Consider the following 22,426-nt stretch of genomic DNA (forward strand, 5'->3'; position numbering starts at 1 on the left):
GGTGCACCACCGTGAAGGAGTACCCGTGTCCCACCGTCCCGCACGGACAACCGTCCAACCGTCCCGCCGTGCCCTCCGGTCGGCCGTCGCGCTCGGCGCCGTCGCAGCGCTCACCCTCACCGCCTGCGCCGGGCCCAGCGTCGGCGTCGGATCCTCGGACGACCCCTCGGCGGACGCCACGGACGTCGACTGGTCGCAGGTAGAGCCCGCGTCGGAGATCACCTTCTGGAGCAACCACCCGGGTCAGTCCCGCGAGGTGGAGCAGGCGATCATCGCGGAGTTCGAGCACGAGACGGGGATCTCCGTCGACCTCGTGACCGCCGGTGCCAACTACGACGAGGTGGCGCAGCGCTTCCAGGCCGCCGCGCAGACCTCCGAGCTGCCGGACGTCGTCATCGCCTCCGACGTGTGGTGGTTCCGCTACTTCCTCAACGGCCAGATCATGCCGCTGGACGGTGTGCTCGAGCACCTCGACGCCCAGGCCGAGGACTTCCAGCCCGCCCTGTACGCCGACTACGAGTACGACGACCAGCACTGGGCGGTCCCCTACGCGCGGTCCACGCCCCTCTTCTACTACAACAGGGACCTGTGGGACGCCGCCGGGCTGCCCGATCGAGGGCCGGAGACCTGGGACGAGCTCGCGGACTGGGACGAGAAGCTGCGCGCCGAGGTGCCCCAGGACGGGTCGACCTTCGGGCTGTCCACTGGTCCCTCCTGGGGCGCCTGGTGGTTCGAGAACATGATCTGGGGCCAGGGCGGTGCGTACTCGGACGGGTTCGACCTGACGCTCGACACGCCCGAGTCGATCGCCGGCGGCGAGTTCCTCGGCGACCTCTTCGGGGAGTCCGGGATCGCTACCCTCTCGGCTGACGACGCGATGGTGGACTTCTCCTCCGGTCTGATCGCCAGCACGATCGGGTCGACCGGCTCCCTCACGGGCGCACTCGAGGCGGCGTCCTTCGAGGTCGGGACGGCGTACCTGCCGGACGGACCCGCCGGAGGCGGCACGCCGACCGGCGGCACCGGCGTGGCGATCCCGTCGTCGCGGTCGCCCGAGCAGCAGCTCGCCGCCGCGATGTTCGTCCAGTTCCTGACCGACACGGAGCGGACCGCGACGTTCTCCGAGAGCACCGGGTACGTGCCGGTGCGCACCTCCGCCGTGGAGAGCGAGACGATGCAGAAGATCTACGAGTCCACGCCGCAGTTCCGCACCGCGGTCGACCAGCTCGCCGAGAAGGCGCGGCCGCAGGACGACGCGCGGGTGTTCATCCCGGGTGCGGACGCACTCCTCAACGAGGCCCTCGAGATGATCATCCTCGAGGGGCAGGACCCGGCCACCGCGTTCGAGACGATCACGCCGCGCATCGAGACGGCGTACTCCGAGAACGTGGAGCCGTACCTGTGACGGCCGCGCCTCCCCGGGTGGTGGCCCACCGGGGGAACAGCGAGGTCGCGCCGCAGAACACCCTGGCCGCGTTCGAGGCGGCCCGCCGCAGCGGGGCGCACGGCGTCGAGCTCGACGTCCGGCTGACGGCCGACGGCCAGGCTGTCGTGATCCACGACGATACGGTGGACGCCACGACGGACGGGACCGGCGCCCTGGACCGGATGAGCCTCGACCAGGTCAGGGCGCTCGACGCCGGACGCTGGTTCGCCCCGGCTTTCACGGGCCAGCGGGTCCCGACCTTCGCCGAGGTGGCCGACCTGCTCTCGGGATGGCCGGAGGTCGACCTGCTGCTGGAGCTCAAGGGCGTGTGGAGCGCCGAGCAGGTGCGACCGCTCCTCGAGACGGCGGTCGCTGCCGGGCTGCGGGAGCGCACGGTCGGGCAGAGCTTCTGGCCCGAGACGGTCGAGGCGTTGCGGGAGGCGGACCCCGGCCTGCGCCGAGGGCTGCTGGTCCTCGCCGCGGACGACGACCTCCTTGCCCGGTGCGCCGCCCTGGACGTGGAGATGTGCAACCCGATCGGGTCGATGCTCGAGCACGAGCCGGACCTGGTGCGCCGGTTCCACGAGGCAGGGCTGCGGACGGCGGTGTGGACGCTCAACGAGCCCGCGCAGTGGGAGGCGGCCGTCCGGCTCGGTGTGGACCAGATCATCACGGACCGCCCCGACCGGTTGGCGGGATGGTTGGCCGGGCGCTCGGCCGCGGCGATGGTCTGAGGTCCGTGAGCGCGGCGTCGGCCCGGCGCGGAGTGCGGACAGCACCCGCACCGGGCCGACGCCGACCGGCGACGACGTGGGACGATGTCGCCATGTCCCGCGCCAGCCTGGAGAAGAACCCCGCCGAGGTCGCGTCGATGTTCGACGGGATCGCGCAGCGGTACGACCTGACGAACGACCTGATCTCGCTCGGGCAGGACCGCCGGTGGCGACGGGCGACCGTCGCGGCGGTCGACGCGACGCCCGGTGAGCGGGTGCTCGACCTCGCGGCCGGGACGGGCACGTCCAGTGAGCCGTTCGCGGACGCCGGCGCCGTCGTCGTCCCGTCCGACTTCTCGTTCGGGATGCTCCAGGTCGGCAAGTCGCGGCGCGGCGACCTGCCGTTCGTGGCCGGGGACGCCACCCGGCTGCCGTTCGCGGACGCCGCGTTCGACGCGGTCACGATCAGCTTCGGGCTCCGCAACGTCGTCGACACCCCGGCGGCGCTGGCCGAGATGCTGCGCGTCGTGCGCCCCGGTGGCCGCGTGGTCATCTGCGAGTTCTCGCAGCCGACCTGGGCGCCGCTGCGCACGGTCTACATGGAGTACCTGATGCGTGCGCTGCCGCCGGTCGCCGCGGCCGTCACGCGCGACAAGGGCTCCTACGAGTACCTGGCGGAGTCCATCCGGGCCTGGCCGGACCAGGAGGCGCTGGGTCGGCTGATGATCGGCGCGGGCTGGGAACGGGTGGGCTACCGGAACCTGTCGGGCGGCATCGTCGCCCTGCACCGCGCCGTGCGTCCCTGACGCCGAACGTCTCGGTCCGGCACGTCCAGAGCGTCCAGGGCGTGCCGGACCGAGACGTTCGGCGTCAGGTGGGTCAGGAGGGGGTGACCTTCTCCTGGGCCTCGCTCACCTTGCTCTGGAACTCACCGACCTTCTCCTGGACGCGCGGGTCGTTCCAGGTGTCGGTGGCCCAGCCCTTGGCCTGGTCGAGCGTCGCGCGGCCCTTCTCCGTGCCGAGGAAGTAGCCCAGCGCGGCGCCGAGGACGAGTGCGGTCGTTGCCTTCATGGTGCGATGCCTCCGGATGGCTGCTGCAGGTTGTCGACGGGCGCGTGCGTCTCGACCGTATGTCGTGACCTGCCTCGACGCCACCGTGCGCACGAGGGAAGGTTTGCCTTCCTACACAACCGTCGACGATCGTGGCTAGAGTGACCGCAGTACGTTGTGACTGAGTTCACAAGACGTCTCCGGCAACGAGGTCGGGGTCTCTCGTCGAGGGAGGTGGGGCAGTGCGAGCATCGCATCGCGACGACGCTGACGTGATCGTCGTCGGCGCCGGTCCGGCCGGTGCCTCGACCGCGCACTGGTGCGCCTCCGCCGGCCTCGACGTCCTGCTCCTGGACAAGGCGTCCTTCCCTCGCGACAAGATCTGCGGCGACGGTCTGACCCCGCGCGCCGTGGCCGAGCTCGCCCGGATGGGCGTCGACACGCGAGCCGACGACGGCTGGATCCGCAACGAGGGACTGCGGGTCGTCGCGGGCGGGCGTTCGTGGGAGCTCGCCTGGCCGGAGCTGACCACCTATCCCGGGTACGGGATGGCGCGCAGCCGCATGTCGCTGGACCACCGGCTGGTCCAGCACGCCCAGGCCTCCGGGGCCAAGCTCGTCGAGCGGACCAGGGTCGCCGGCGCGCTCACCGACGAACGCAGCGGACGGGTCGTCGGTGTGACGGCCCAGCCGCTCGACGGCCGCGGCCGCGCCGACGGGCCGACCGCCACCTACCGGGCACCCGTCGTCGTCGCCGCCGACGGCGTGTCCTCGCGCTTCGCGACCACGCTCGGGATCGCCCGTCGTGACGACCGCCCGATGGGCACCGCGGTGCGCACCTACTTCCGCACGGAGACGGCCTCCGGGACCACGTCGCGCCACGAGGACGCCTTCATGGAGTCCCACCTCGAGCTGTGGGACGGGGCACCGGGGGAGTCGAACCTCCTGCCCGGCTACGGCTGGATCTTCGCCCTCGGCGACGGCACCGCGAACGTCGGCCTCGGCTCGGTGAGCTCGACGCCGGCACGGCAGTCCGCCACCGGGCACGACTACCGCGCCCTGATGGCCGCGTGGATGCGCAACACGCCGGACGACTGGGGCTTCACCGCCGAGAACCAGGTCGGTCCGGTGCGCGGTGCGGCGCTGCCCATGGGGTTCAACCGGACCCCCATGTACTCCGGTGGCGCGCTGCTCGTCGGCGACGCCGCCGGCATGGTCAGCCCGTTCAACGGCGAGGGCATCGCCTACGCCCTGCAGGCGGGCCGCGTCGCCGCGGACGCCATCGCGCAGGCGCGCACCCGGGTCACCGACGACGCCCGCGAGCGCACCCTGCTCACCTACGCCGACCGGATGCGCGACGACCTGGGCGGGTACTACACGCTCGGACGCTGGTTCGTCCGGCTCATCGAGCACCCGGCGGTGATGCGGCTGTGCGTGCGCTACGGGCTGCCGCGACGGGTCGTCATGCAGTTCGTCCTCAAGCTGCTCTCCGACTGCTACGAGCCGCGGGGCGGCGACTGGGTCGACCGGGTGATCGCGGGGCTGACGAGGGTGGTCCCGAAGGCATGAGGACGAAGAGCCCCCGCGGAGGGACGTCGAGGGACGAGGTGCGCCGGAGCGAGGCACCGCAGCCCTCATGCGTCGAGCGACAAGGCATGAGACCCGACGTGGCACGAGGGAGTGACACCGGCGTGACCGATCCAGGCGAGGAGATCCGATGACCAACCCGTATGTCCCGGTGCTGGTCCTCATGGGCATCGCGGCCGTGCTCGCTCTGGGCGGGGTGGCGGCGAGCGCCGTCATCGGGCCCAAGCGTTACAACCGGGCCAAGCTCGACGCCTACGAGTGCGGCATCGAGCCGACTCCGCTCGCGATGGGCGGGGGCCGGCTGCCGATCAAGTACTACCTGGTGGCGATGACGTTCATCGTCTTCGACATCGAGGTGGTCTTCCTCTACCCGTGGGCGGTGGACTTCGCCGTCCTGGCCGGGTTCGGGCTGGCGGCGATGCTCATCTTCCTGGTGCTGATCACCGTGCCGTTCGTCTATGAGTGGCGGCGCGGCGGGTTCGACTGGGTCTGACAGGTAGTTCGGCAAGGGTGCCGCTCGGCGGCACCGACGCTCCGAAGGAGGAGACATGGGGCTTGAGGAGTCGCCGTCAGGCTTCCTGCTCACGACGATCGAGGATCTCGCGGGCTACCTGCGCAAGGCGTCCGTGTGGCCGGTGACGTTCGGGCTGGCGTGCTGCGCCATCGAGATGATGGCGGCCGGTGCGTCGCGGTTCGACCTGTCCCGGTTCGGGATGGAGGTCTTCCGGGCGTCGCCGCGCCAGGCGGACCTCATGATCGTCGCGGGTCGGGTCAGCCAGAAGATGGCGCCCGTCGTGCGGCAGGTCTACGACCAGATGAGCGAGCCCAAGTGGGTGCTGTCGATGGGCGTCTGCGCGTCCAGCGGCGGCATGTTCAACAACTACGCGATCGTGCAGGGCGTCGACCACATCCTGCCGGTCGACATCTACCTGCCGGGCTGCCCGCCGCGCCCCGAGATGCTGATCAACGCGATCCTGGCGCTGCACCAGCAAATCCAGGACGCCCCTCTCGGTGTCAACCGGACCGAGGCGGCGAAGGCGGCGGAGGCCGCGGCTCTCGAGGCGACGCCCACCTCCCAGATGATCGGGCTGCTGCGATGACGGGGGGCGAGGGACGTGAGGTCGTCGGCGGCGGGTACGACCTGCCGGAGCCGACGGCGGAGCACGTCGCCGAGCGCACCGGCATGTTCGGAGCGCACGACACGGGCGACACCTCCGGCTACGGCGGGCTGGTGCGCACGGTCACGATGCCGCCGGCCGCCACCCGGCCCTACGGGGGCTGGTTCGACGAGGCCGTCGACGTGCTCGCGGAGGTCCTCGACGAACAGGGCGTCGCGTTCGGCGACGCCGTGGAGCGTGTCGTGGTCTTCGACCCGCGGCGCAGGACGGCGGACGCCGGGCCGAGCGCCGACGCCGAGCTGACGCTCTACGTCGCCCGCCAGCACCTGGTGGCGGTCTGCCAGGCGCTGCGCGACGACCAGGACCTGCGCTTCGAGCTCTCGCTCGGGGTGTCCGGCGTGCACTTCCCGGAGGATGCCGGGCGCGAGCTGCACGCCGTCTACCACCTGACCTCGGTGACGCACGCCCGTCGGCTGCGTCTCGAGGTGACGTGCCCTGACAGCGATCCCCACGTGCCGACGACCACGGGCGTCTACCCGACGAACGACTGGCACGAGCGCGAGACGTGGGACTTCTTCGGGATCGTCTTCGACGGGCACCCCGGCCTGGCCCGCATCGAGATGCCGGACGACTGGCCGGGCCACCCCCAGCGCAAGGACTACCCGCTCGGCGGCATCCCCGTGGAGTACAAGGGCGCCACGATCCCGCCGCCGGACACGAGGAGGCAGTACTCATGACGTCGACTGCCAGCGACGCCCCACGGATGCCGCACGCGGCCCGCTCGACGCGCCCGCCGAGCGAGGACTACGGCCCCGGCGTGCCGGGCTTCGAGGCCTCCGGCGGCGACTGGGACGAGATCGCCCGCGAGGCGATCGGCGAGGAGCGGATCGTCGTCAACATGGGTCCGCAGCACCCGTCCACGCACGGCGTGCTGCGTCTCATGCTCGAGATCGACGGCGAGACGGTGACCGAGGCGCGCTGCGGCATCGGCTACCTGCACACCGGCATCGAGAAGAACATGGAGTTCCGCACCTGGACGCAGGGCACCACGTTCTGCACCCGGATGGACTACCTCGCGCCGCTGTTCCAGGAGACCGCCTACTGCCTGGGCACCGAGCGCCTGCTCGGCATCACCGACGACGTCCCGGAGCGCGCGAGCGTGATCCGGGTGCTGATGATGGAGCTCAACCGGGTCGCCTCCCACCTCGTCTGCCTGGGCACCGGCGGCAACGAGATGGGCGCGACGACGGTCATGACGATCGGCTTCACGGCCCGCGAGGAGATCCTGCGGCTCTTCGAGGCGATCACCGGGCTGCGCATGAACCACGCCTACGTCCGCCCGGGCGGCGTCGCCACGGACGCGCCGGAGGGCTTCACGGACCAGGTCCGTGCTGCGCTGCCCAAGGTGCGGGGGTACCTGGGCCAGCTCGGCGACCTGATGCTCGCCAACCCGATCTTCAAGTCCCGTCTGACGGACGTCGGGGTGCTGAACCTGGCGGGATGCTTCGCCCTCGGCATCACCGGGCCGGTGCTGCGCTCGGCGGGGCACCCGTACGACGTGCGCAAGGCCTTCCCGTACAGCGGGTACGAGACCTACGACTTCGACGTGCCCACCGACACCACGGCCGACTCCTACGCGCGCGTCGTGCTCCGTCTCGAGGAGTGCTACCAGTCGCTGAAGATCGTCGAGCAGTGCCTGCAGCGCCTCGACGACACGGTCGGCGCCCCGGTGATGGTCGCCGACAAGAAGATCGCCTGGCCGGCCCAGCTCGCCGTCGGGTCCGACGGGCAGGGCAACTCGCTGGACCACATCCGCCAGATCATGGGCACCTCGATGGAGGCGCTCATCCACCACTTCAAGCTGGTGACCGAGGGGTTCGGCGTCCCGGCGGGGCAGACGTGGCAGACCATCGAGCACCCGCGGGGCGAGCTGGGTGTGCACCTCGTGTCCGACGGCGGCACGAGACCGTACCGGGCGCACTTCCGCGACCCGTCGTTCAACAACCTCCAGGCCGTGTCGGTGCTGTGCGAGGGCGGCCAGGTGGCCGACGTCGTGGTGGCCGTCGCGTCCCTGGACCCCGTGCTGGGAGGGGTGGACCGATGACCGCCGAACCGGTGGGCGCACGCTCGCGCACGGGCTACGACGCCGAGACGTTGGCCGCGCTGACGGCCGACGCCGAGAAGATCGTCGCCCGCTATCCCGACCCTCGGTCCGGGCTGCTCCCGATGCTGCACCTCGTGCAGTCCGTGGACGGCTACGTGAGCCGGGACGGGATCCTGTTCTGCGCCGAGCAGCTGGAGCTCACGGCCGCCGAGGTCTCCGCCGTGGCGACGTTCTACACGCAGTACAAGCGCCACCCCAACGGCACCTACACGGTGGGTGTGTGCACCAACACCCTGTGCGCGGTGATGGGCGGCGACGCGATCTTCGACCGGCTGTCGGAGCACCTCGACGTCGGGCACGACGAGACCACCGAGGACGGCTCGATCACGCTGGAGCGGGTCGAGTGCAATGCCGCCTGCGACTACGCGCCGGTGATGATGGTCAACTGGGAGTTCTTCGACAACCAGACCCCGGAGTCGGCCACGCAGATCGCCGACCGCCTCCGCGCGGGTGAGGAGGTCGCGCCGACCCGTGGCGCGGCGAGCGTCTGCTCGTTCAAGCAGACGAGCCGGGTCCTGGCCGGGTTCACCGACGGCCGCGCCGACGAGGGTGTCGCGGCGGGCGGGCCCACGCTCGAGGGTCTGCGGATCGCCCGTGAGCAGGGCTGGGTCGCGCCCGGCCCGCAGCGCGCCGCCGAGGGCGAGGAGCCGGCCGAGGTCCCGCCGGAGACCGGCACGGCGCAGTCGAGTGCCGAGCGCAAGCCGACGACGGCCCAGGACGAGAAGCCGGGGGCGCCCGACGCCTCGGAGCCCGGCAAGGGAACGGAGGCTTCTGATGACTGACACGCTGACGCCGGTCCTCACCGACACCTGGGACGCCGAGAGGTCCTGGACGCTCGAGTCCTACCTCGCCCACGGCGGGTACGAGGGGCTGCGCGCCGCGCTCGCCCAGGACCCGGCCGACGTGGTGCAGGCCGTCAAGGACTCCGGCCTGCGCGGCCGTGGTGGCGCCGGGTTCCCCACCGGCATGAAGTGGGGATTCCTCCCTGCGCCCGACGGCGGTCCGCGCTACCTCGTCGTCAACGCCGACGAGTCCGAGCCGGGCACCTGCAAGGACATCCCGCTGATGCTCGCGAGCCCGCAGCACCTCATCGAGGGCGTCGCCATCACCAGCTACGCCATCGGCTGCCACCACGCGTTCATCTACGTGCGCGGCGAGGTGCTGCACGTCTACCGGCGGCTCCTGGCCGCGGTGGCCGAGGCCTACGACGCCGGCTATCTCGGCACCGACATCCAGGGATCGGGCTTCGACCTCGAGGTCACCGTGCACGCCGGCGCCGGAGCCTACATCTGCGGCGAGGAGACGGCGCTGCTCGACTCCCTCGAGGGCAAGCGGGGCCAGCCCCGGCTCAAGCCGCCATTCCCCGCCGTCGCCGGTCTGTACGCGCGGCCCACGGTGGTCAACAACGTCGAGTCGATCGCGTCGGTGCCGGGCATCATGGCCAAGGGCGCCGACTGGTTCGCCTCGATGGGCACGGAGAAGTCCCAGGGCCACGGCCTGTTCTCCCTGTCCGGGCACGTGACCCGGCCCGGCCAGTTCGAGGCGCCGCTCGGCATCACCTTGCGCGAGCTCCTCGACCTCGCCGGCGGGGTCCGCGAGGGGCACGAGCTGAAGTTCTGGACACCGGGCGGCTCCTCGACGCCGATCTTCACCGCCGAGCACCTCGACGTCCCGCTCGACTACGAGTCCGTCGGGGCGGCCGGGTCCATGCTCGGCACCCGCGCCCTGCAGGTCTTCGACGAGACCACCTGCGTGGTCCGGGCGGTGAGCCGTTGGACGGACTTCTACGCCCACGAGTCCTGCGGCAAGTGCACCCCGTGCCGCGAGGGCACCTACTGGCTCAAGCAGGTGCTGCACCGTATCGAGGCGGGCGAGGGCACAGGCCCTGACATCGACCTGCTGCTCGACCTGTGCGACAACATCCTCGGCCGGGCCTTCTGCGCGCTGGGGGACGGGGCGACGTCGCCCATCACCTCCAGCATCCAGTACTTCCGCGAGGAGTACGAGGCGCACCTCGACGGCCGCGGCTGCCCGTTCGACCCGGCCCGGTCCACGCTGTTCGACGACACTCCCCAGGCGCCGCCGGCGCTCGCGGGCGCAGGAGGCCACCGATGACCGCCACCACGGACAAGTCGACGGACGCGGTGCCCGTGGAGACCGTGACCTGCACGATCGACGAGATCGAGGTCACGGTCCCGAAGGGCACGCTCGTCATCCGCGCCGCCGAGCAGGTCGGCATCGAGATCCCGCGGTTCTGCGACCACCCCTTGCTGGAGCCCGCCGGGGCGTGCCGCCAGTGCCTCGTCGAGGTCGCCATGCCGGACCGTGAGGGCAACCTGCGGCCGATGCCGAAGCCGCAGGCCTCCTGCACGATGACCGTCACCCCGGGCATGGTCGTCAAGACCCAGCGCACCTCGGCCGTCGCCGACAAGGCGCAGGAGGGGGTCATGGAGCTGCTGCTCATGAACCACCCTCTCGACTGCCCGGTCTGCGACAAGGGTGGCGAGTGCCCCCTGCAGAACCAGGCGATGAAGAACGGCCGGGCGACGTCGCGGTTCGCCGACGTCAAGCGCACCTTCCCCAAGCCGATCCAGGTCTCCTCCCAGGTCCTCCTCGACCGCGAGCGGTGCGTGCTGTGCCAGCGGTGCACCCGGTTCAGCGAAGAGATCGCCGGCGACGAGTTCATCGCGCTGCAGGAGCGCGGTGCGCACCAGCAGGTCGGCCGCTTCGACGAGCAGGTGCTCCACTTCGCCCCGCCGTGCGCGGGCGACCACGGCGCCGGCGGGCGTGCTGCCCCCGGACCGGTGGACATCCCGCTCGGCATCGCCCAGCCGGACGCTTCCGGACAGCCCTTCGCCTCCTACTTCTCCGGCAACACCGTCCAGATCTGCCCGGTGGGCGCCCTGACCGGCGCGAGCTACCGGTTCCGCGCCCGCCCGTTCGACCTGGTCTCGAGTCCGAGCATCGCCGAGCACGACTCCTGCGGGTCCGCGATCCGCATCGACCACCGCCGCGGCAAGGTCATGCGGCGGCTCGCGGGCGACGACCCGGCGGTCAACGAGGAGTGGATCACCGACAAGGACCGCTTCGCGTTCACGTGGCAGTCGGCCCCCGACCGGATCACGACGCCGCTCGTGCGGGAGGACGGCGAGCTGCGGCCCGCGTCGTGGGTCGAGGCGCTGGAGGTCGCGGCGCAGGGCCTGGCCGCGGCCCGGGCGGACGGCGGCGTCGGCGTCCTGCCGGGCGGCCGGCTCACCGTGGAGGACGCGTTCGCGTGGTCCCGGTTCGCCCGCACCGTGCTGCGGACCGACGACGTCGACCAGCGTGCCCGCGTGCACTCGGTCGAGGAGTCGGCGTTCCTGGCCCACGCGGTGGCGGGTACCGGCGTCGGCGTCACCTTCGCCGACCTGGAGGCCGCACCCGCGGTGCTGCTCGCGGGCCTGGAGGCCGAGGAGGAGGCCGGCGTCACGTTCCTGCGGCTGCGCAAGGCCGTCAGGGCGGGCGCCCGCGTGTTCTCCGTGGCGCCGTTCCGCAGCCGTGGCCTGGCCCGGCTGGACGGGACCCTGCTCCCGACGGCGCCGGGCACGGAGGCGGACTGGCTCACCACCCTGGCCACGCAGGCCGCCGGTGACCTGGTGCCCGCAGGTGCCGACCGCGAGACCCTCGAGGACGTGGCCGGTGCGCTCGGTCAGGAGGGCGCCGTCGTGCTGGTCGGCGAACGGCTCGCCGCGGCCCCCGGCGCGTACACCGCCGCGCTGCGGCTGGCCGAGGCCACGGGTGCGCGGATCGCGTGGATCCCGCGGCGCGCCGGCGAGCGTGGGGGTGTGGAGGCGGGTCTGCTGCCCGGCCTGCTCCCGGGCGGTCGCCCGCTGGTGGACGAGGACGCCCGGGCCCAGGTCGCCGCCGAGTGGGGGGTCGCCGTCGAGGACCTGCCGGACACCCCCGGGCTGGACACCGACGGCATCCTCGACGCCCTGAGCGTGGGCCAGCTCACCGGTGCGCTGGTGGGCGGCCTCGAGCTGGCGGACCTGCCGGACCCCGTGCACGCCCGCCGGGCGCTCGGTGCCGCCCGCTTCATCGTCTCCCTGGAGGTGCGCCGGACCGAGGCCACCGAGTTGGCCGACGTGGTGCTCCCGGTCGCGCCGCCGGTCGAACGGGCCGGGTCGTACTGGAACTGGGAGGGCCGGGTGCGGTCCTTCGGCCGGGCGCTCGAGTCGTCGGCGCTGCCGGACCACCGGGTGCTCGACGCGCTCGCCGCTCAGCTCGACGTGGACCTCGGCGTGGCCGAGCCCCTGGCCGCGCACCGCGCGGTCGCGGCGTTCGGCGCCTGGAAGGGTGCCCGGGCACAGGCCCCGCAGGCGGGGGCACCGGAGCCTCCCGCGGTCTCGGCGGGGACGGCCGTGCTCGCGAGCTGGCACCTGATGCTCGACGACGGTGCGCTGCAGGACGGTGAGGAGCACCTCGCCGGGACGGCGAAGCGGCCGGTGGCGCGGGTCAGCGCCGTCACGGCGGCCGGGTTCGACGTGTTCGACGGCGACCGGGTGACGGTGTCCACCGACCGCGGCTCGATCACGGTGCCGGTGGCCATCACCGAGATGGTCGACCACGTGGTGTGGCTGCCGATGGCGTCCCGGGGGTGCCGGGTCCACGAGGACCTGGGTGCCAGGCCGGGCGAGGCGGTCCGGATCGCCCCCGCCGAGAAGGGAGACGACGCATGATCCCGGGAATCGCCGCCGACTTCAGCGCGGACACGATCGTGACGACCATCGTCAAGGCCGTGCTCATCATCGTGTTCCTGCTGACGAGCGTGCTGTTCGCGATCTGGTTCGAGCGCAAGGTCGTGGCCCGCATGCAGCTGCGCCCCGGTCCGAACTGGCACGGCCCGATCGGTCTGCTGCAATCGCTGGCCGACGCGATGAAGCTGCTGCTCAAGGAGGACCTGACGGTCACGCGCGCCGACCGTGTCATGTACCTGCTGGCACCGATGATCTCGGTGTTCTGCGCGCTGCTCGTCTTCGCCGTCATCCCGTTCGGGCCGAGCGTCACGATCCCGTTCACCGACTACGCCACCCCGGCCCAGCTCACCGACTTCCCGGTGGCGACGCTGTACATCCTGGCGTGCGCCTCGATCGGGGTCTACGGCATCGTGCTGGGCGGCTGGTCGTCGGGCTCCACCTACCCGCTGCTGGGCGCCGTGCGCTCCACGGCGCAGGTCATCAGCTACGAGCTGGCGATGGGTCTGTCCCTGGTGAGCGTGTTCATCATGGCGGGGTCGATGTCGACCTCGTCGATCGTGGAGTCCCAGACGAGCCTGTGGTGGTTCCTGCCGCTCGCACCGGCGTTCGTGGTCTACATCATCTCGATGGTGGGCGAGACGAACCGGCTGCCCTTCGACCTGCCGGAGGCGGAGGGCGAGCTGGTCTCGGGGTACATGACCGAGTACTCCTCGATGAAGTTCGCCTGGTTCTTCCTCGCGGAGTACATCGCGATGATCAACGTCTCCGCGGTCGCCGTGACGCTGTTCCTCGGCGGATGGCGTGCCCCGTGGCCGCTGTCGATGATCGGCGACGGCGTGCTCAACACCGGCTGGTGGCCCGTGCTGTGGTTCCTCGCCAAGGTGTGGGTGCTGATGTTCTTCTTCGTCTGGGTGCGCGGCACGCTGCTGCGCCTGCGCTACGACCAGTTCATGGTGTTCGGCTGGAAGGTCCTCATCCCGTTCGCCCTCGTCTGGCTGGTCGCCCTGGCGGTGTTCCGCTGGGCCGGGCTGGCGGGCGTGACCCGCACGCAGATGATCGTGGCGATCGTCGCGGTCTTCGCCCTGGTGATGATCGTCCTGTGGTTGTGGCCTGACAAGAAGGCGCCCGACAGGCCGGCCGGCGGCGGTGAGGGCCCCGACGGTGGGTTCGACGCCTTCGCGGGCGGCTACCCCGTCCCGCCCCTGCCCGGACAGACCCTGCAGGCCTCGCCGCGGGCCCGCCGCACGGTGCCCCCGGCACCGCAGGCGCCCCCGGCCGACGTCGACGCGGAGGAGACGCGATGACCGACAAGCCGTACGAGCCGCTGCGGCCGAAGAAGGGGCCGGTGGGCGATCTGTTCGCCCCCGTCGCCGGGTTCGGGGTGACGTTCTCGTCGATGTTCAAGCCGGCCGTCACCGAGGAGTACCCCCGGAAGAAGACGGCCCCGCAGTCCCGGTACCACGGCCGTCACCAGCTCAACCGGTATGCGGACGGCCTGGAGAAGTGCATCGGTTGCGAGCTGTGCGCGTGGGCGTGCCCGGCCGACGCGATCTACGTCGAGGGTGCGGACAACGCCGACCTGCCGGACGGCGGCCAGATGAGCCCGGGTGAGCGGTACGGCCGGGTCTACCAGATCAACTACCTGCGCTGCATCTTCTGCGCGCTGTGCATCGAGGCCTGCCCCACCCGGGCGCTGACCATGAGCAACGACTACGAGATCGCCGGCCCGAGCCGGGAGGGCATGATCTACGAGAAGCAGGACATCCTGGCGCCGCTGGCCGAGGGGATGCTCGCCGGCCCGCACCCCATGGTCGAGGGCACGACGGACACCGAGTACTACCGGGGCGAGGTCACGGCGCCCACCGCCGCGCAGGTCGACTGGGTGCGCGAGCACCGGCCCGACGACCCGACGCTGGACGCGGCTGCCGCCGTCGTCGCCGGCGACGCCCCACCGCCCACGCAGGACCGGCACCGGCTGCGACCGGACCAGGACCGCGCCGTGGCGACCCGTGCTGCCGCCGAGGAGTCCAACCTCGACGGCCGGACGGCCCTCGGGACGGAGGCCCACCCGTGAGCGGCGGCGAGGAGGTGCTGTTCTGGGTGCTGGCCCCGCTCATGGTGATCGCTGCCGCCGGGCTCCTCGTGGTCCGGCGCGCGGTGCACGCCGCGGTCTGCGTGGTGTTCGTCATGATCGGTCTCGCGGTGCTCTACGTGGTGCAGGAGGCGCCGTTCCTCGGGATCGTGCAGGTGGTCGTCTACACCGGCGCCGTGATGATGCTGTTCCTCTTCGTGCTCATGCTCGTCGGCGTCGACGCCGCGGACTCGCTCACGGAGACGATCCGCGGACAGCGCTGGATCGGTCTGCTGCTCGGCGCGGGGCTCGCGGCGGTGCTGCTCGGCGTCGTCGCGCAGGCGACCTTCCCGCCGTCGGTCGGGCTCGCCCAGGCCAACGCGGTGACCAACCCGGTGGCCCTGGCCCGCGTGCTGCTGGGGCAGTACGTGGTCGCGATGGAGGTCGTGGGCATCCTGCTCGTCACGGCGGCGCTCGCCGGGCTCGTGCTCACGCACCGGCGCCGGCTCGGGAAGAAGCCCACGCAGCGGGCGCTGGCCGAGGCGAAGGTGGCGGCGCTGCCGACCGGGCGCCAGCTCACCCCGCTGCCCGCCCCGGGCGTCTACGCGCAGAACAACGCGATGGACACCCCGGCGCTCGGTCCGGACGGCCGCCCCCTGGAGCACTCGGTGCCGCGCGTGCTGCGCATCCGGGGCCAGCAGCGCTCCGCGACGGAGCTGCTCACGGCCGAGGAGACGCTGGTGCAGCACATCGAGCCGGACCGGCGCACGCCGGACGAGACCGAGGAGGACCGCTGATGGACCTCGTCAACTACCTCTACCTCGCGTCGATCCTGTTCGCGCTGGGTGCCACCACGGTGCTGCTGCGGCGCAACGCGATCGTCGTGTTCATGGGGGTCGAGCTGATGCTCAACGCCACGAACCTGGCGCTCGTGACGTTCGCCCGGATGCACGGCGACATCACCGGACAGGTGCTCGCCTTCTTCGTCATGGTGGTGGCCGCCGCGGAGGTCGTCGTCGGCCTGGCGATCATCGTGACGATCTTCCGTGCCCGCCGGTCGGCCTCGGTCGACGACGTCAACCTGCTCAAGAGCTAGAGGGGCCGACGACTTCGATGACGATGCAGACTCTTTCCCTCGCGCCCTGGCTGGTCGCCACGCCGTTGATCGGGGCGGCGCTGCTGCTCCTGGTGGGGCGGCGCAGCGACCGGTGGGGGCACTGGCTCGGCGTGCTCGCCTCGACGGCGACGTTCGTGATCGGCCTGGTGATCCTGCTCGACATGCTGGGCGCGGACGCCGAGCAGCGGGTGGGCGTGCACACGGCGGCGAACTGGATCGACGTCGGTCCGCTCACGGTGGACCTCGGGTTCCAGGTGGACCCGTTGTCGATGACGTTCGTCATGCTGATCACGTTCGTGGGCTCGTTGATCCACCTCTACTCGGTGGCGTACATGTCGCACGACCGTGACCGCCGCCGCTTCTTCGCCTACCTCAACCTGTTCGTCGCGGCGATGCTCCTGCTCGTCCTGGCGGACTCCTACCTGCTGCTGTTCGTCGGCTGGGAGGGCGTGGGTCTGGCGTCGTTCCTGCTGATCGGCTTCTGGGACCACCACCTGCCCAACGCGGTGGCCGGCAAGAAGGCGTTCATCATGAACCGCGTGGGCGACATGGGGCTCATCGCGGCGATGATGCTGATGCTCGCGACGTTCGGCGGGGTGGACTTCGGCACCGTGCTCGGTACGGCCGGCGCGGCGGACCAGGGCACGACGACGGCGATCGGCCTGCTGCTCCTGCTGGCGGCCTGCGGAAAGTCGGCCCAGCTGCCGCTGCAGGCGTGGCTCGGCGACGCGATGGCCGGCCCGACGCCTGTCTCGGCCCTCATCCACGCCGCCACGATGGTGACCGCGGGGGTCTACCTCCTGGTGCGGTCGGGCCCGCTGCTCGAGGCGGCGCCGGACGCCCAGCTCGTCATCGCGATCGTGGGTGCGCTGACCCTCCTCTTCGGGGCGATCGTCGGTTGCGCCAAGGACGACATCAAGAAGGCGCTCGCCGCCTCGACGATGTCCCAGATCGGCTACATGATGCTCGCCGCGGGCCTCGGCCCGGTCGGGTACGCGTTCGCGATCTTCCACCTGCTCACGCACGGCTTCTTCAAGGCCGGCCTGTTCCTCGGGGCCGGGTCCGTCATGCACGCGATGGACGACGACGTGAACATGCGCCGCTTCGGCGGCCTGGCCCGGCTGCTGCCGGTCACGGCGATCACGATGGGGCTGGGCTGGCTGGCGATCCTCGGTGTCCCGCCGTTCTCAGGCTTCTACTCCAAGGACAAGATCATCGAGGCCGCGTTCGTGGGCGAGGGCTGGCGGCCGTGGGTGTTCGGGATCGTCGCCCTGGTGGGTGCCGGCATCACCGCCTACTACATGTCGCGCCTGTTCTTCATGACGTTCATGGGCCGACGGCGGTGGGCCACCGAGCTCGCCGGCGGCGCGGGCGGTGGCGCGGAAGGCGACAGCACCCCGGTGCGGCACCCGCACGAGTCGCCGTGGCTGATGACGCTGCCGATGATCGTGCTCGCTGTCGGGTCGGTCGGCCTGGGCTTCGCGCTCAACGCCGGCGACCGGTTCGTCCACTTCCTGGAGCCGGTGACGGGGCACGCCGAGCACCACGACCCGGTGCTGCCGATCTGGCTCATCATCACCCTCACGCTCACCCTGGTGGTCGTCGGCGCGGCGCTCGCCTTCGTGCAGTACGCGGTGCGGTCCGTGCCGACGACGGCGCCAGCCGCTCCTGCGGTGGTGCGCGCGGCCCGGGTGGACCTGCACCAGGACGACGTCAACGAGGCGGTCGTGATGCTCCCGGGCAAGGTGCTCACAAGGTCGATGGTCTTCGCCGACCGCACGGCCGTCGATGCGGGCTGGCTGGGTCTGGCGGGAGGCGTCGGGCGCCTCGGGACCTGGCTGCGGGGGCTGCAGTCCGGGTACGTCCGGCAGTACGCCGCGATGACCCTGGGTGGTCTGGGCGTCATCGTGCTGGTGATCTGGCTCGTGTCGACGATGGCGACGAGCTGAGGTGGAAGGGATGACGATGTCGACATTTCCCTGGCTGACCGCGTTGGTGGTCTGGCCGCTGGTCGCGGCCCTGGCCACGGTGCTCACCGGCGCCGGGCGGGGTCGCCCGGCCTCGGGCCCTGCTGCCGGGGGAGGGGCGTTCTCCGCGGGCGCGGCACGGACCGTCGCGCTGGTCGGTGCTCTGGTGGAGGTGGCGCTGCTGGTCGGGGCCTTCGCCGCCTTCGACACCTCGACGGCGGGGACCCACCAGCTCACCGAGACGTACCCGTGGATCCCTGCCCTCGGGGCGAGCTACGCCGTCGGCGTCGACGGGGTCTCGCTGCTCCTCGTCGCGCTGAGCGTGGGGCTCGTGCCGCTGGTGATCCTCGCCGCCTGGCACGAGCAGGGTGGCGACCACGTCCGCCTGCGGCGCTACCTCGCCACGGTGCTGGTGCTGCTGTCCTTCATGGTCGTGGTGTTCACGGCGCGCGACGTGTTCCTGTTCTACGTGGTGTTCGAGGCCATGCTGATCCCGGCCTACTTCCTCATCGGCGGGTTCGGCCAGGGTGCGCAGCGCCGGTACGCGGCGGTGAAGTTCCTGCTGTTCTCGCTCGCGGGCGGGCTGGTGATGCTGGTCGCGGTCGTCGCGCTGTACCTGCAGGTGCCGGTGGACCCTGCCACGGGTCTGCGTCCGCAGGACGCGTTCCTGACGGAGTCCGTGACAGGGCTGCCCCTCGACCCGACGGCCGAGCGGCTCATGTTCTGCGCCTTCTTCCTCGCCTTCGCCATCAAGGCGCCGATGTTCCCGGTGCACACCTGGCTGCCGGACGTGACGCAGAACGCGACCCCGGGAACGTCCACGCTGCTCATCTGCGTCCTGGACAAGGTCGGCACCTTCGGGATGCTGACCCTGTGCCTGCCGCTCTTCCCCGAGGCGAGCCGCTGGGCCGCGCCCGCGATCATCGTGCTCGCGGTGATCTCCATCCTGTACGGCGCGATCCTCGCGATCGGTCAGACCGACGTGCTCCGGCTCATCGGCTACACGTCGGTCTCGCACTTCGGGTTCATCATCCTGGGCATCTTCACCTTCACCTCGCTGGGGATCTCGGGCGCGAGCTTCATGATGCTCAACCACGGCATCTCGACGGGGGCGCTGTTCCTCGTGGCGGGGTTCGCGATCGCCCGGCACCCGCGCCGCAGCCAGCAGATCGCCGACTACGGCGGGATGCGCAAGGTCGCGCCGGTCCTGGGCGGGACGTTCCTCGTGGCGGGGCTGTCCGCCCTCGCACTGCCGGGTCTGGCGACGTTCGTCTCGGAGATCATGGTCTTCCTCGGTGCGTTCGCCCGCTGGCCCGCGCCGGTGCTGGTCGCGGTCCCCGCCGTGGTGCTCGCCGCGGTGTACGTGCTGCTGACCTACCAGCGCATGTTCACCGGCGCGGTGGGTGCGGACGTCGCGGGGGCGAAGGACCTGGACGGCCGGGAGAAGACGGTCGCCGGCGTGCTGGTGGCCGCCCTGGTGGTGCTCGGTCTGATGCCCGGGCCCGCTCTGGACTACGTGCGTGAACCCGCGGGTGTCTCCGTCGAGCACGTGGGTGAGACCGATCCGGAGCCCGTCCTCGGGGCTCTCGAGGGGAGCGAGCAGTGATCGAGTTCGAGGCACCTGTCATCGACTGGGCCGTCCTGATGCCCGTCCTGGTCGTGCTGGCCGCCGGCGTGGTCGGCGTCCTGATCGAGGCGTTCGTGCCGGACCGGGGCCGCCGCCCCACGCAGATCGTGCTCACGCTCGCGGCGCTGGTCGCATCGCTGGTGTCGGTCGTCCTGCTGTGGGGACGGGTCGCCACCGAGGGCTACGCCTTCGTCGTGAACGGCACGTTCCTGCTCACGCCGTTCACCCTGGGCATCCAGGCCGTCGTGGCGGTGCTCGCGATCCTCGGTGTCCTGGTGATCGCCGACCGGACGCGCACGGGCGAGGACGCGTTCGCGCCCACCGCGGCCGCCGTGCCCGGCACCACCTACGAGGACGCCGCGCGCGAGGCCGGCCTGCAGCAGACCGAGGTCTACCCGCTCGTGCTGTTCGCCACCGGCGGGATGCTCCTGTTCCCCGCCACCGACAACCTCATCGTGCTGTTCATCGCGCTCGAGGTGCTGTCCCTGCCGCTGTACGTGCTGTGCGCCACGGCCCGCCGTCGTCGGCTGCTGAGCCAAGAGGCGGCGTTCAAGTACTTCCTGCTCGGGTCGTTCGCGAGCGCCATCATGCTGTTCGGCATCGCGCTGGTCTACGGGTTCGCCGGGACGGTGAGCCTCGAGGGCGCCCTCTATGTGCTGACGCACCCGCAGAGCCAGGTGCTCGAGCTGATGCCGGCGCTGGTGATCGCCGGCGTGCTGCTCATCACGGTGGGGCTGCTGTTCAAGATCGGCGCGGCGCCGTTCCACACCTGGGTGCCGGACGTGTACCAGGGTGCGCCGACCCCGATCACGGGCTTCATGGCGGCCTGCGTCAAGGCAGCCGCGATCGGCGCGCTGGTGCGGGTGGTCTTCACCCTGGCGGCCGGGCTCGACGAGCCGCTGCGACGCGACCTCGAGGTCGGCCTGTGGGCCGTGGCGATCCTCACGATGCTGGTCGGCACGGTGGCCGCCGTCGTGCAGACGGACATCAAGCGCATGCTCGCGTACTCCTCGATCGCGCACGGCGGGTTCCTGGCGGTCGCGTTCGTGGGGTTCTCCGAGACGGGCGCCCAGGCCGTGCTCTTCTACGTGCTCGCCTACGGTCTGGCGACCCTCGGAGCGTTCGCGATCGTGACGCTCGTGCGCGAGCAGGACGCCGACGGCGTGGTCCTGGGCGAGGCGACGCACCTGTCGCAGTGGGCGGGGCTGGCCCGCCGGTCGCCCTGGCTGGCGGCAGCGTTCGCGTTGTTCCTGCTGTCGATGGCGGGCATCCCGCTCACGGCGGGCTTCATCGCGAAGTTCGGCGTGTTCTCGGCGGCCGTGGTGGCGGGTGCCTGGCCGCTGGCGGTGCTCGGTGTGCTCGCCTCCGCGGTCGCGGTGTTCTTCTACGTGCGGCTGATCGTGCTCATGCTGCTCACGCGCCCGGCGGAGGACGCGCAGGAGACGGAGCATCCGGCAGGCGACGGTGTCGCCGCGGACGGCACGGGCGGCCCGGAGGCCAAGGAGGAGGCGCCGGCCGGCGAGGGCGCGACCCGCACCCTCGCCGCGGCACGGTCCACGCTCTCGCGAGCCTCCGTCGTCGTGGTCGCGTCCCGCGGGCCGGCGACGGTCGCGATCGTGCTGTGCGCCGTCGGGGTCGTGCTGCTCGGCGTGGTCCCGCAGGTGGCGCTCGACTGGGCCGCGCAGGCGGCGACGTTCCGGCCGTTGCAGCCGTGACGCTCGGTTCGCTGTGGCACGGTCCGGGCAGATAGGTTCGGACCGTGACCCGTGCTTCTGACGCCTCGGCCGGCGCCCGCGCCACCGTGCCGACCGCCATCCCGCTGAGCGACCCCGAGCTGGCCGACCGGCTCGCGGGACGCCTGGCACAGGTCGACGCCGTGCTCGCCGAGGCCGTGGCCTCCACGGACGCGCTGGCCGACGACGCGTCGCGCCATCTCATCGCGGCCGGCGGCAAGCGGTTCCGGCCGCTGCTGACGCTGCTGGCGGGCGAGCTGGGCGACGGCGCGGACCCGCGCCTCATCGACGCGGCCGTCGTTGTCGAGCTCACGCAGGTCGCCTCGCTGTACCACGACGACGTCATGGACTCCGCGCCGGTGCGGCGCGGGGCTCCCGCCGCGCACACGGTGTGGGGCAACTCGATCGCGATCCTCGTCGGCGACCTGCTGTTCGCGCGGGCGTCCGCGCTCGTGGCGGGCCTCGGCCCGGAGGCCGTGGTGCTGCAGTCGCACACGTTCGAGCGGATGTGCCTGGGCCAGCTCCACGAGACGACCGGTCCGGCTGCGGGCGACGACGCCGTGGAGCACTACCTGCAGGTGCTCAGCGACAAGACGGCGTCGCTGCTGGCGACCTCGGCACGCCTGGGCGCCATGTTCGGTGGCTGCGCCGACGTCGTCGTCGAGGCGGTCACGGGCTACGGCGAGAAGGTCGGGGTGGCGTTCCAGCTCGCCGACGACGTCCTCGACATCGCGTCCTCGGGGGACACCTCGGGCAAGACGCCCGGCACGGACCTGCGCGAGCACGTGCCGACGATGCCGGTGCTGCTGCTGCGGCGCCGGGTCGAGCGCGGCGAGGCCACGCCGTCGGACATCGAGCTGCTGGTCCGACTCGACGGGGACCTTTCTGACGACGCCGCGCTGGCGGCCGTCGTGGCGGACCTGCGAGAGCATGCGGTGCTCGCCGAGACCCGGGAGCTCGCCGTGCGGTGGGCGCGTGAGGCCGCCGCGGAGCTGGAGCCCTTGCCCGACGGGCCGGTTAAGCAGGCGTTCGACGATCTGGCGACGGCGCTCGCCGACCGCGCGGTCTGAGCGCGACACCTCAGGGCGGGGGGGGGGGGGGGGGGGGGGGGGGGCCGC

Annotated in this window: 20 protein-coding genes; 19 read left to right on the forward strand and 1 reads right to left on the reverse strand. The window is 71.8% G+C overall.

What is annotated here, in order from left to right; genetic code table 11:
* The first annotated feature begins 25 nt into the window (after positions 1-25).
* From PZC42_RS03130 to PZC42_RS03140, 3 genes are all read left to right on the forward strand, one after another.
* A complete protein-coding gene (locus PZC42_RS03130) occupies positions 26-1,405 on the forward strand; it encodes an ABC transporter substrate-binding protein (protein WP_277208289.1) in 1,380 nt (459 codons plus the stop codon).
* Entirely contained in the window at positions 1,402-2,160 is a 759-nt protein-coding gene (locus PZC42_RS03135) for a glycerophosphodiester phosphodiesterase (protein ID WP_277208291.1), read from the forward strand. The genes PZC42_RS03130 and PZC42_RS03135 overlap by 4 nt, the downstream gene beginning before the upstream one ends.
* Before the next feature lie 92 nt (positions 2,161-2,252).
* Positions 2,253-2,945, forward strand: coding sequence for a demethylmenaquinone methyltransferase (locus PZC42_RS03140; protein ID WP_277208292.1), 693 nt, complete (start codon positions 2,253-2,255; stop codon positions 2,943-2,945).
* 73 nt (positions 2,946-3,018) lie between these two features.
* Here the strand turns inward: PZC42_RS03140 and PZC42_RS03145 are convergent, their stop codons facing one another.
* Positions 3,019-3,210, reverse strand: a complete 192-nt coding sequence (locus PZC42_RS03145) for a YtxH domain-containing protein (RefSeq protein WP_277208294.1) — start codon at positions 3,208-3,210, stop codon at positions 3,019-3,021.
* Between the two features lie 221 nt (positions 3,211-3,431).
* Between PZC42_RS03145 and PZC42_RS03150 the strand changes: the two genes are divergently transcribed.
* The 16 genes from PZC42_RS03150 to PZC42_RS03225 all read left to right on the forward strand — a co-directional run bounded on the left by PZC42_RS03150 (position 3,432) and on the right by PZC42_RS03225 (position 22,378).
* Positions 3,432-4,757, forward strand: coding sequence for a geranylgeranyl reductase family protein (locus PZC42_RS03150; protein ID WP_277208296.1), 1,326 nt, complete (start codon positions 3,432-3,434; stop codon positions 4,755-4,757).
* Positions 4,758-4,905: 148 nt separating this feature from the next.
* Positions 4,906-5,268 (forward strand): NADH-quinone oxidoreductase subunit A, encoded by a 363-nt coding sequence (locus tag PZC42_RS03155; RefSeq protein WP_277208298.1) that lies wholly within the window; start codon positions 4,906-4,908, stop codon positions 5,266-5,268.
* Between the two features lie 55 nt (positions 5,269-5,323).
* Entirely contained in the window at positions 5,324-5,875 is a 552-nt protein-coding gene (locus PZC42_RS03160; protein ID WP_277208300.1) for a NuoB/complex I 20 kDa subunit family protein, read from the forward strand.
* Positions 5,872-6,630 carry an NADH-quinone oxidoreductase subunit C gene (locus tag PZC42_RS03165; protein WP_277208301.1) on the forward strand — a complete coding sequence of 253 codons (759 nt, stop codon included), beginning with the start codon at positions 5,872-5,874 and terminating at the stop codon, positions 6,628-6,630. Before PZC42_RS03160 ends, PZC42_RS03165 begins: the two co-directional genes overlap by 4 nt.
* Before the next feature lie 26 nt (positions 6,631-6,656).
* On the forward strand, positions 6,657-7,997 hold the full coding sequence (locus PZC42_RS03170) for an NADH-quinone oxidoreductase subunit D (protein WP_277209268.1): 1,341 nt from the start codon (positions 6,657-6,659) through the stop codon (positions 7,995-7,997).
* Positions 7,994-8,839 carry an NADH-quinone oxidoreductase subunit NuoE gene (gene nuoE / locus PZC42_RS03175; protein WP_277208304.1) on the forward strand — a complete coding sequence of 282 codons (846 nt, stop codon included), beginning with the start codon at positions 7,994-7,996 and terminating at the stop codon, positions 8,837-8,839. Before PZC42_RS03170 ends, nuoE begins: the two co-directional genes overlap by 4 nt.
* On the forward strand, positions 8,832-10,172 hold the full coding sequence (gene nuoF, locus PZC42_RS03180; RefSeq protein ID WP_277208307.1) for an NADH-quinone oxidoreductase subunit NuoF: 1,341 nt from the start codon (positions 8,832-8,834) through the stop codon (positions 10,170-10,172). Before nuoE ends, nuoF begins: the two co-directional genes overlap by 8 nt.
* A complete protein-coding gene (locus tag PZC42_RS03185) occupies positions 10,169-12,775 on the forward strand; it encodes an NADH-quinone oxidoreductase subunit G (protein ID WP_277208311.1) in 2,607 nt (868 codons plus the stop codon). Before nuoF ends, PZC42_RS03185 begins: the two co-directional genes overlap by 4 nt.
* Positions 12,772-14,097: an NADH-quinone oxidoreductase subunit NuoH gene (nuoH, locus tag PZC42_RS03190; protein ID WP_277208314.1), complete on the forward strand. Its 1,326-nt coding sequence runs from the start codon at positions 12,772-12,774 to the stop codon at positions 14,095-14,097. The genes PZC42_RS03185 and nuoH overlap by 4 nt, the downstream gene beginning before the upstream one ends.
* On the forward strand, positions 14,094-14,867 hold the full coding sequence (nuoI, locus tag PZC42_RS03195; RefSeq protein ID WP_277208317.1) for an NADH-quinone oxidoreductase subunit NuoI: 774 nt from the start codon (positions 14,094-14,096) through the stop codon (positions 14,865-14,867). Before nuoH ends, nuoI begins: the two co-directional genes overlap by 4 nt.
* A gap of 41 nt (positions 14,868-14,908) precedes the next feature.
* Positions 14,909-15,661 carry an NADH-quinone oxidoreductase subunit J gene (locus PZC42_RS03200; protein ID WP_277209269.1) on the forward strand — a complete coding sequence of 251 codons (753 nt, stop codon included), beginning with the start codon at positions 14,909-14,911 and terminating at the stop codon, positions 15,659-15,661.
* The gene (gene nuoK, locus PZC42_RS03205) at positions 15,661-15,960 is read left to right on the forward strand and encodes an NADH-quinone oxidoreductase subunit NuoK (protein ID WP_277208319.1); all 300 of its coding nucleotides are present in this window, start codon (positions 15,661-15,663) and stop codon (positions 15,958-15,960) included. Before PZC42_RS03200 ends, nuoK begins: the two co-directional genes overlap by 1 nt.
* Positions 15,961-15,983: 23 nt before the next feature.
* Positions 15,984-17,930: an NADH-quinone oxidoreductase subunit L gene (gene nuoL / locus PZC42_RS03210; RefSeq protein ID WP_277209270.1), complete on the forward strand. Its 1,947-nt coding sequence runs from the start codon at positions 15,984-15,986 to the stop codon at positions 17,928-17,930.
* A 10-nt stretch (positions 17,931-17,940) separates the two neighbouring features.
* Positions 17,941-19,554, forward strand: a complete 1,614-nt coding sequence (locus PZC42_RS03215) for an NADH-quinone oxidoreductase subunit M (protein WP_438802894.1) — start codon at positions 17,941-17,943, stop codon at positions 19,552-19,554.
* Positions 19,551-21,290 (forward strand): NADH-quinone oxidoreductase subunit NuoN, encoded by a 1,740-nt coding sequence (gene nuoN / locus PZC42_RS03220; RefSeq protein WP_277208321.1) that lies wholly within the window; start codon positions 19,551-19,553, stop codon positions 21,288-21,290. Before PZC42_RS03215 ends, nuoN begins: the two co-directional genes overlap by 4 nt.
* 44 nt (positions 21,291-21,334) lie before the next feature.
* Positions 21,335-22,378, forward strand: coding sequence for a polyprenyl synthetase family protein (locus PZC42_RS03225; protein WP_277208323.1), 1,044 nt, complete (start codon positions 21,335-21,337; stop codon positions 22,376-22,378).
* The last annotated feature ends 48 nt before the right edge of the window (positions 22,379-22,426 follow it).

Source organism: Isoptericola croceus (genome assembly GCF_029382255.1).
GTDB classification, from domain to species: domain Bacteria; phylum Actinomycetota; class Actinomycetes; order Actinomycetales; family Cellulomonadaceae; genus Isoptericola; species Isoptericola croceus.

What these genes read in the sequence shown, in the direction of transcription:
- PZC42_RS03140 (WP_277208292.1), top strand. Translation starts at nt 2,253, where the DNA reads ATGTCCCGCGCCAGCCTGGAGAAGAACCCCGCCGAGGTCGCGTCGATG.
- PZC42_RS03145 (WP_277208294.1), bottom strand. Translation starts at nt 3,210, where the DNA reads ATGAAGGCAACGACCGCACTCGTCCTCGGCGCCGCGCTGGGCTACTTC.
- PZC42_RS03155 (WP_277208298.1), top strand. Translation starts at nt 4,906, where the DNA reads ATGACCAACCCGTATGTCCCGGTGCTGGTCCTCATGGGCATCGCGGCC.
- PZC42_RS03160 (WP_277208300.1), top strand. Translation starts at nt 5,324, where the DNA reads ATGGGGCTTGAGGAGTCGCCGTCAGGCTTCCTGCTCACGACGATCGAG.
- PZC42_RS03165 (WP_277208301.1), top strand. Translation starts at nt 5,872, where the DNA reads ATGACGGGGGGCGAGGGACGTGAGGTCGTCGGCGGCGGGTACGACCTG.
- PZC42_RS03170 (WP_277209268.1), top strand. Translation starts at nt 6,657, where the DNA reads ATGCCGCACGCGGCCCGCTCGACGCGCCCGCCGAGCGAGGACTACGGC.
- nuoE (WP_277208304.1), top strand. Translation starts at nt 7,994, where the DNA reads ATGACCGCCGAACCGGTGGGCGCACGCTCGCGCACGGGCTACGACGCC.
- nuoF (WP_277208307.1), top strand. Translation starts at nt 8,832, where the DNA reads ATGACTGACACGCTGACGCCGGTCCTCACCGACACCTGGGACGCCGAG.
- PZC42_RS03185 (WP_277208311.1), top strand. Translation starts at nt 10,169, where the DNA reads ATGACCGCCACCACGGACAAGTCGACGGACGCGGTGCCCGTGGAGACC.
- nuoH (WP_277208314.1), top strand. Translation starts at nt 12,772, where the DNA reads ATGATCCCGGGAATCGCCGCCGACTTCAGCGCGGACACGATCGTGACG.
- nuoI (WP_277208317.1), top strand. Translation starts at nt 14,094, where the DNA reads ATGACCGACAAGCCGTACGAGCCGCTGCGGCCGAAGAAGGGGCCGGTG.
- PZC42_RS03200 (WP_277209269.1), top strand. Translation starts at nt 14,909, where the DNA reads ATGGTGATCGCTGCCGCCGGGCTCCTCGTGGTCCGGCGCGCGGTGCAC.
- nuoK (WP_277208319.1), top strand. Translation starts at nt 15,661, where the DNA reads ATGGACCTCGTCAACTACCTCTACCTCGCGTCGATCCTGTTCGCGCTG.
- nuoL (WP_277209270.1), top strand. Translation starts at nt 15,984, where the DNA reads ATGCAGACTCTTTCCCTCGCGCCCTGGCTGGTCGCCACGCCGTTGATC.
- PZC42_RS03215 (WP_438802894.1), top strand. Translation starts at nt 17,941, where the DNA reads ATGACGATGTCGACATTTCCCTGGCTGACCGCGTTGGTGGTCTGGCCG.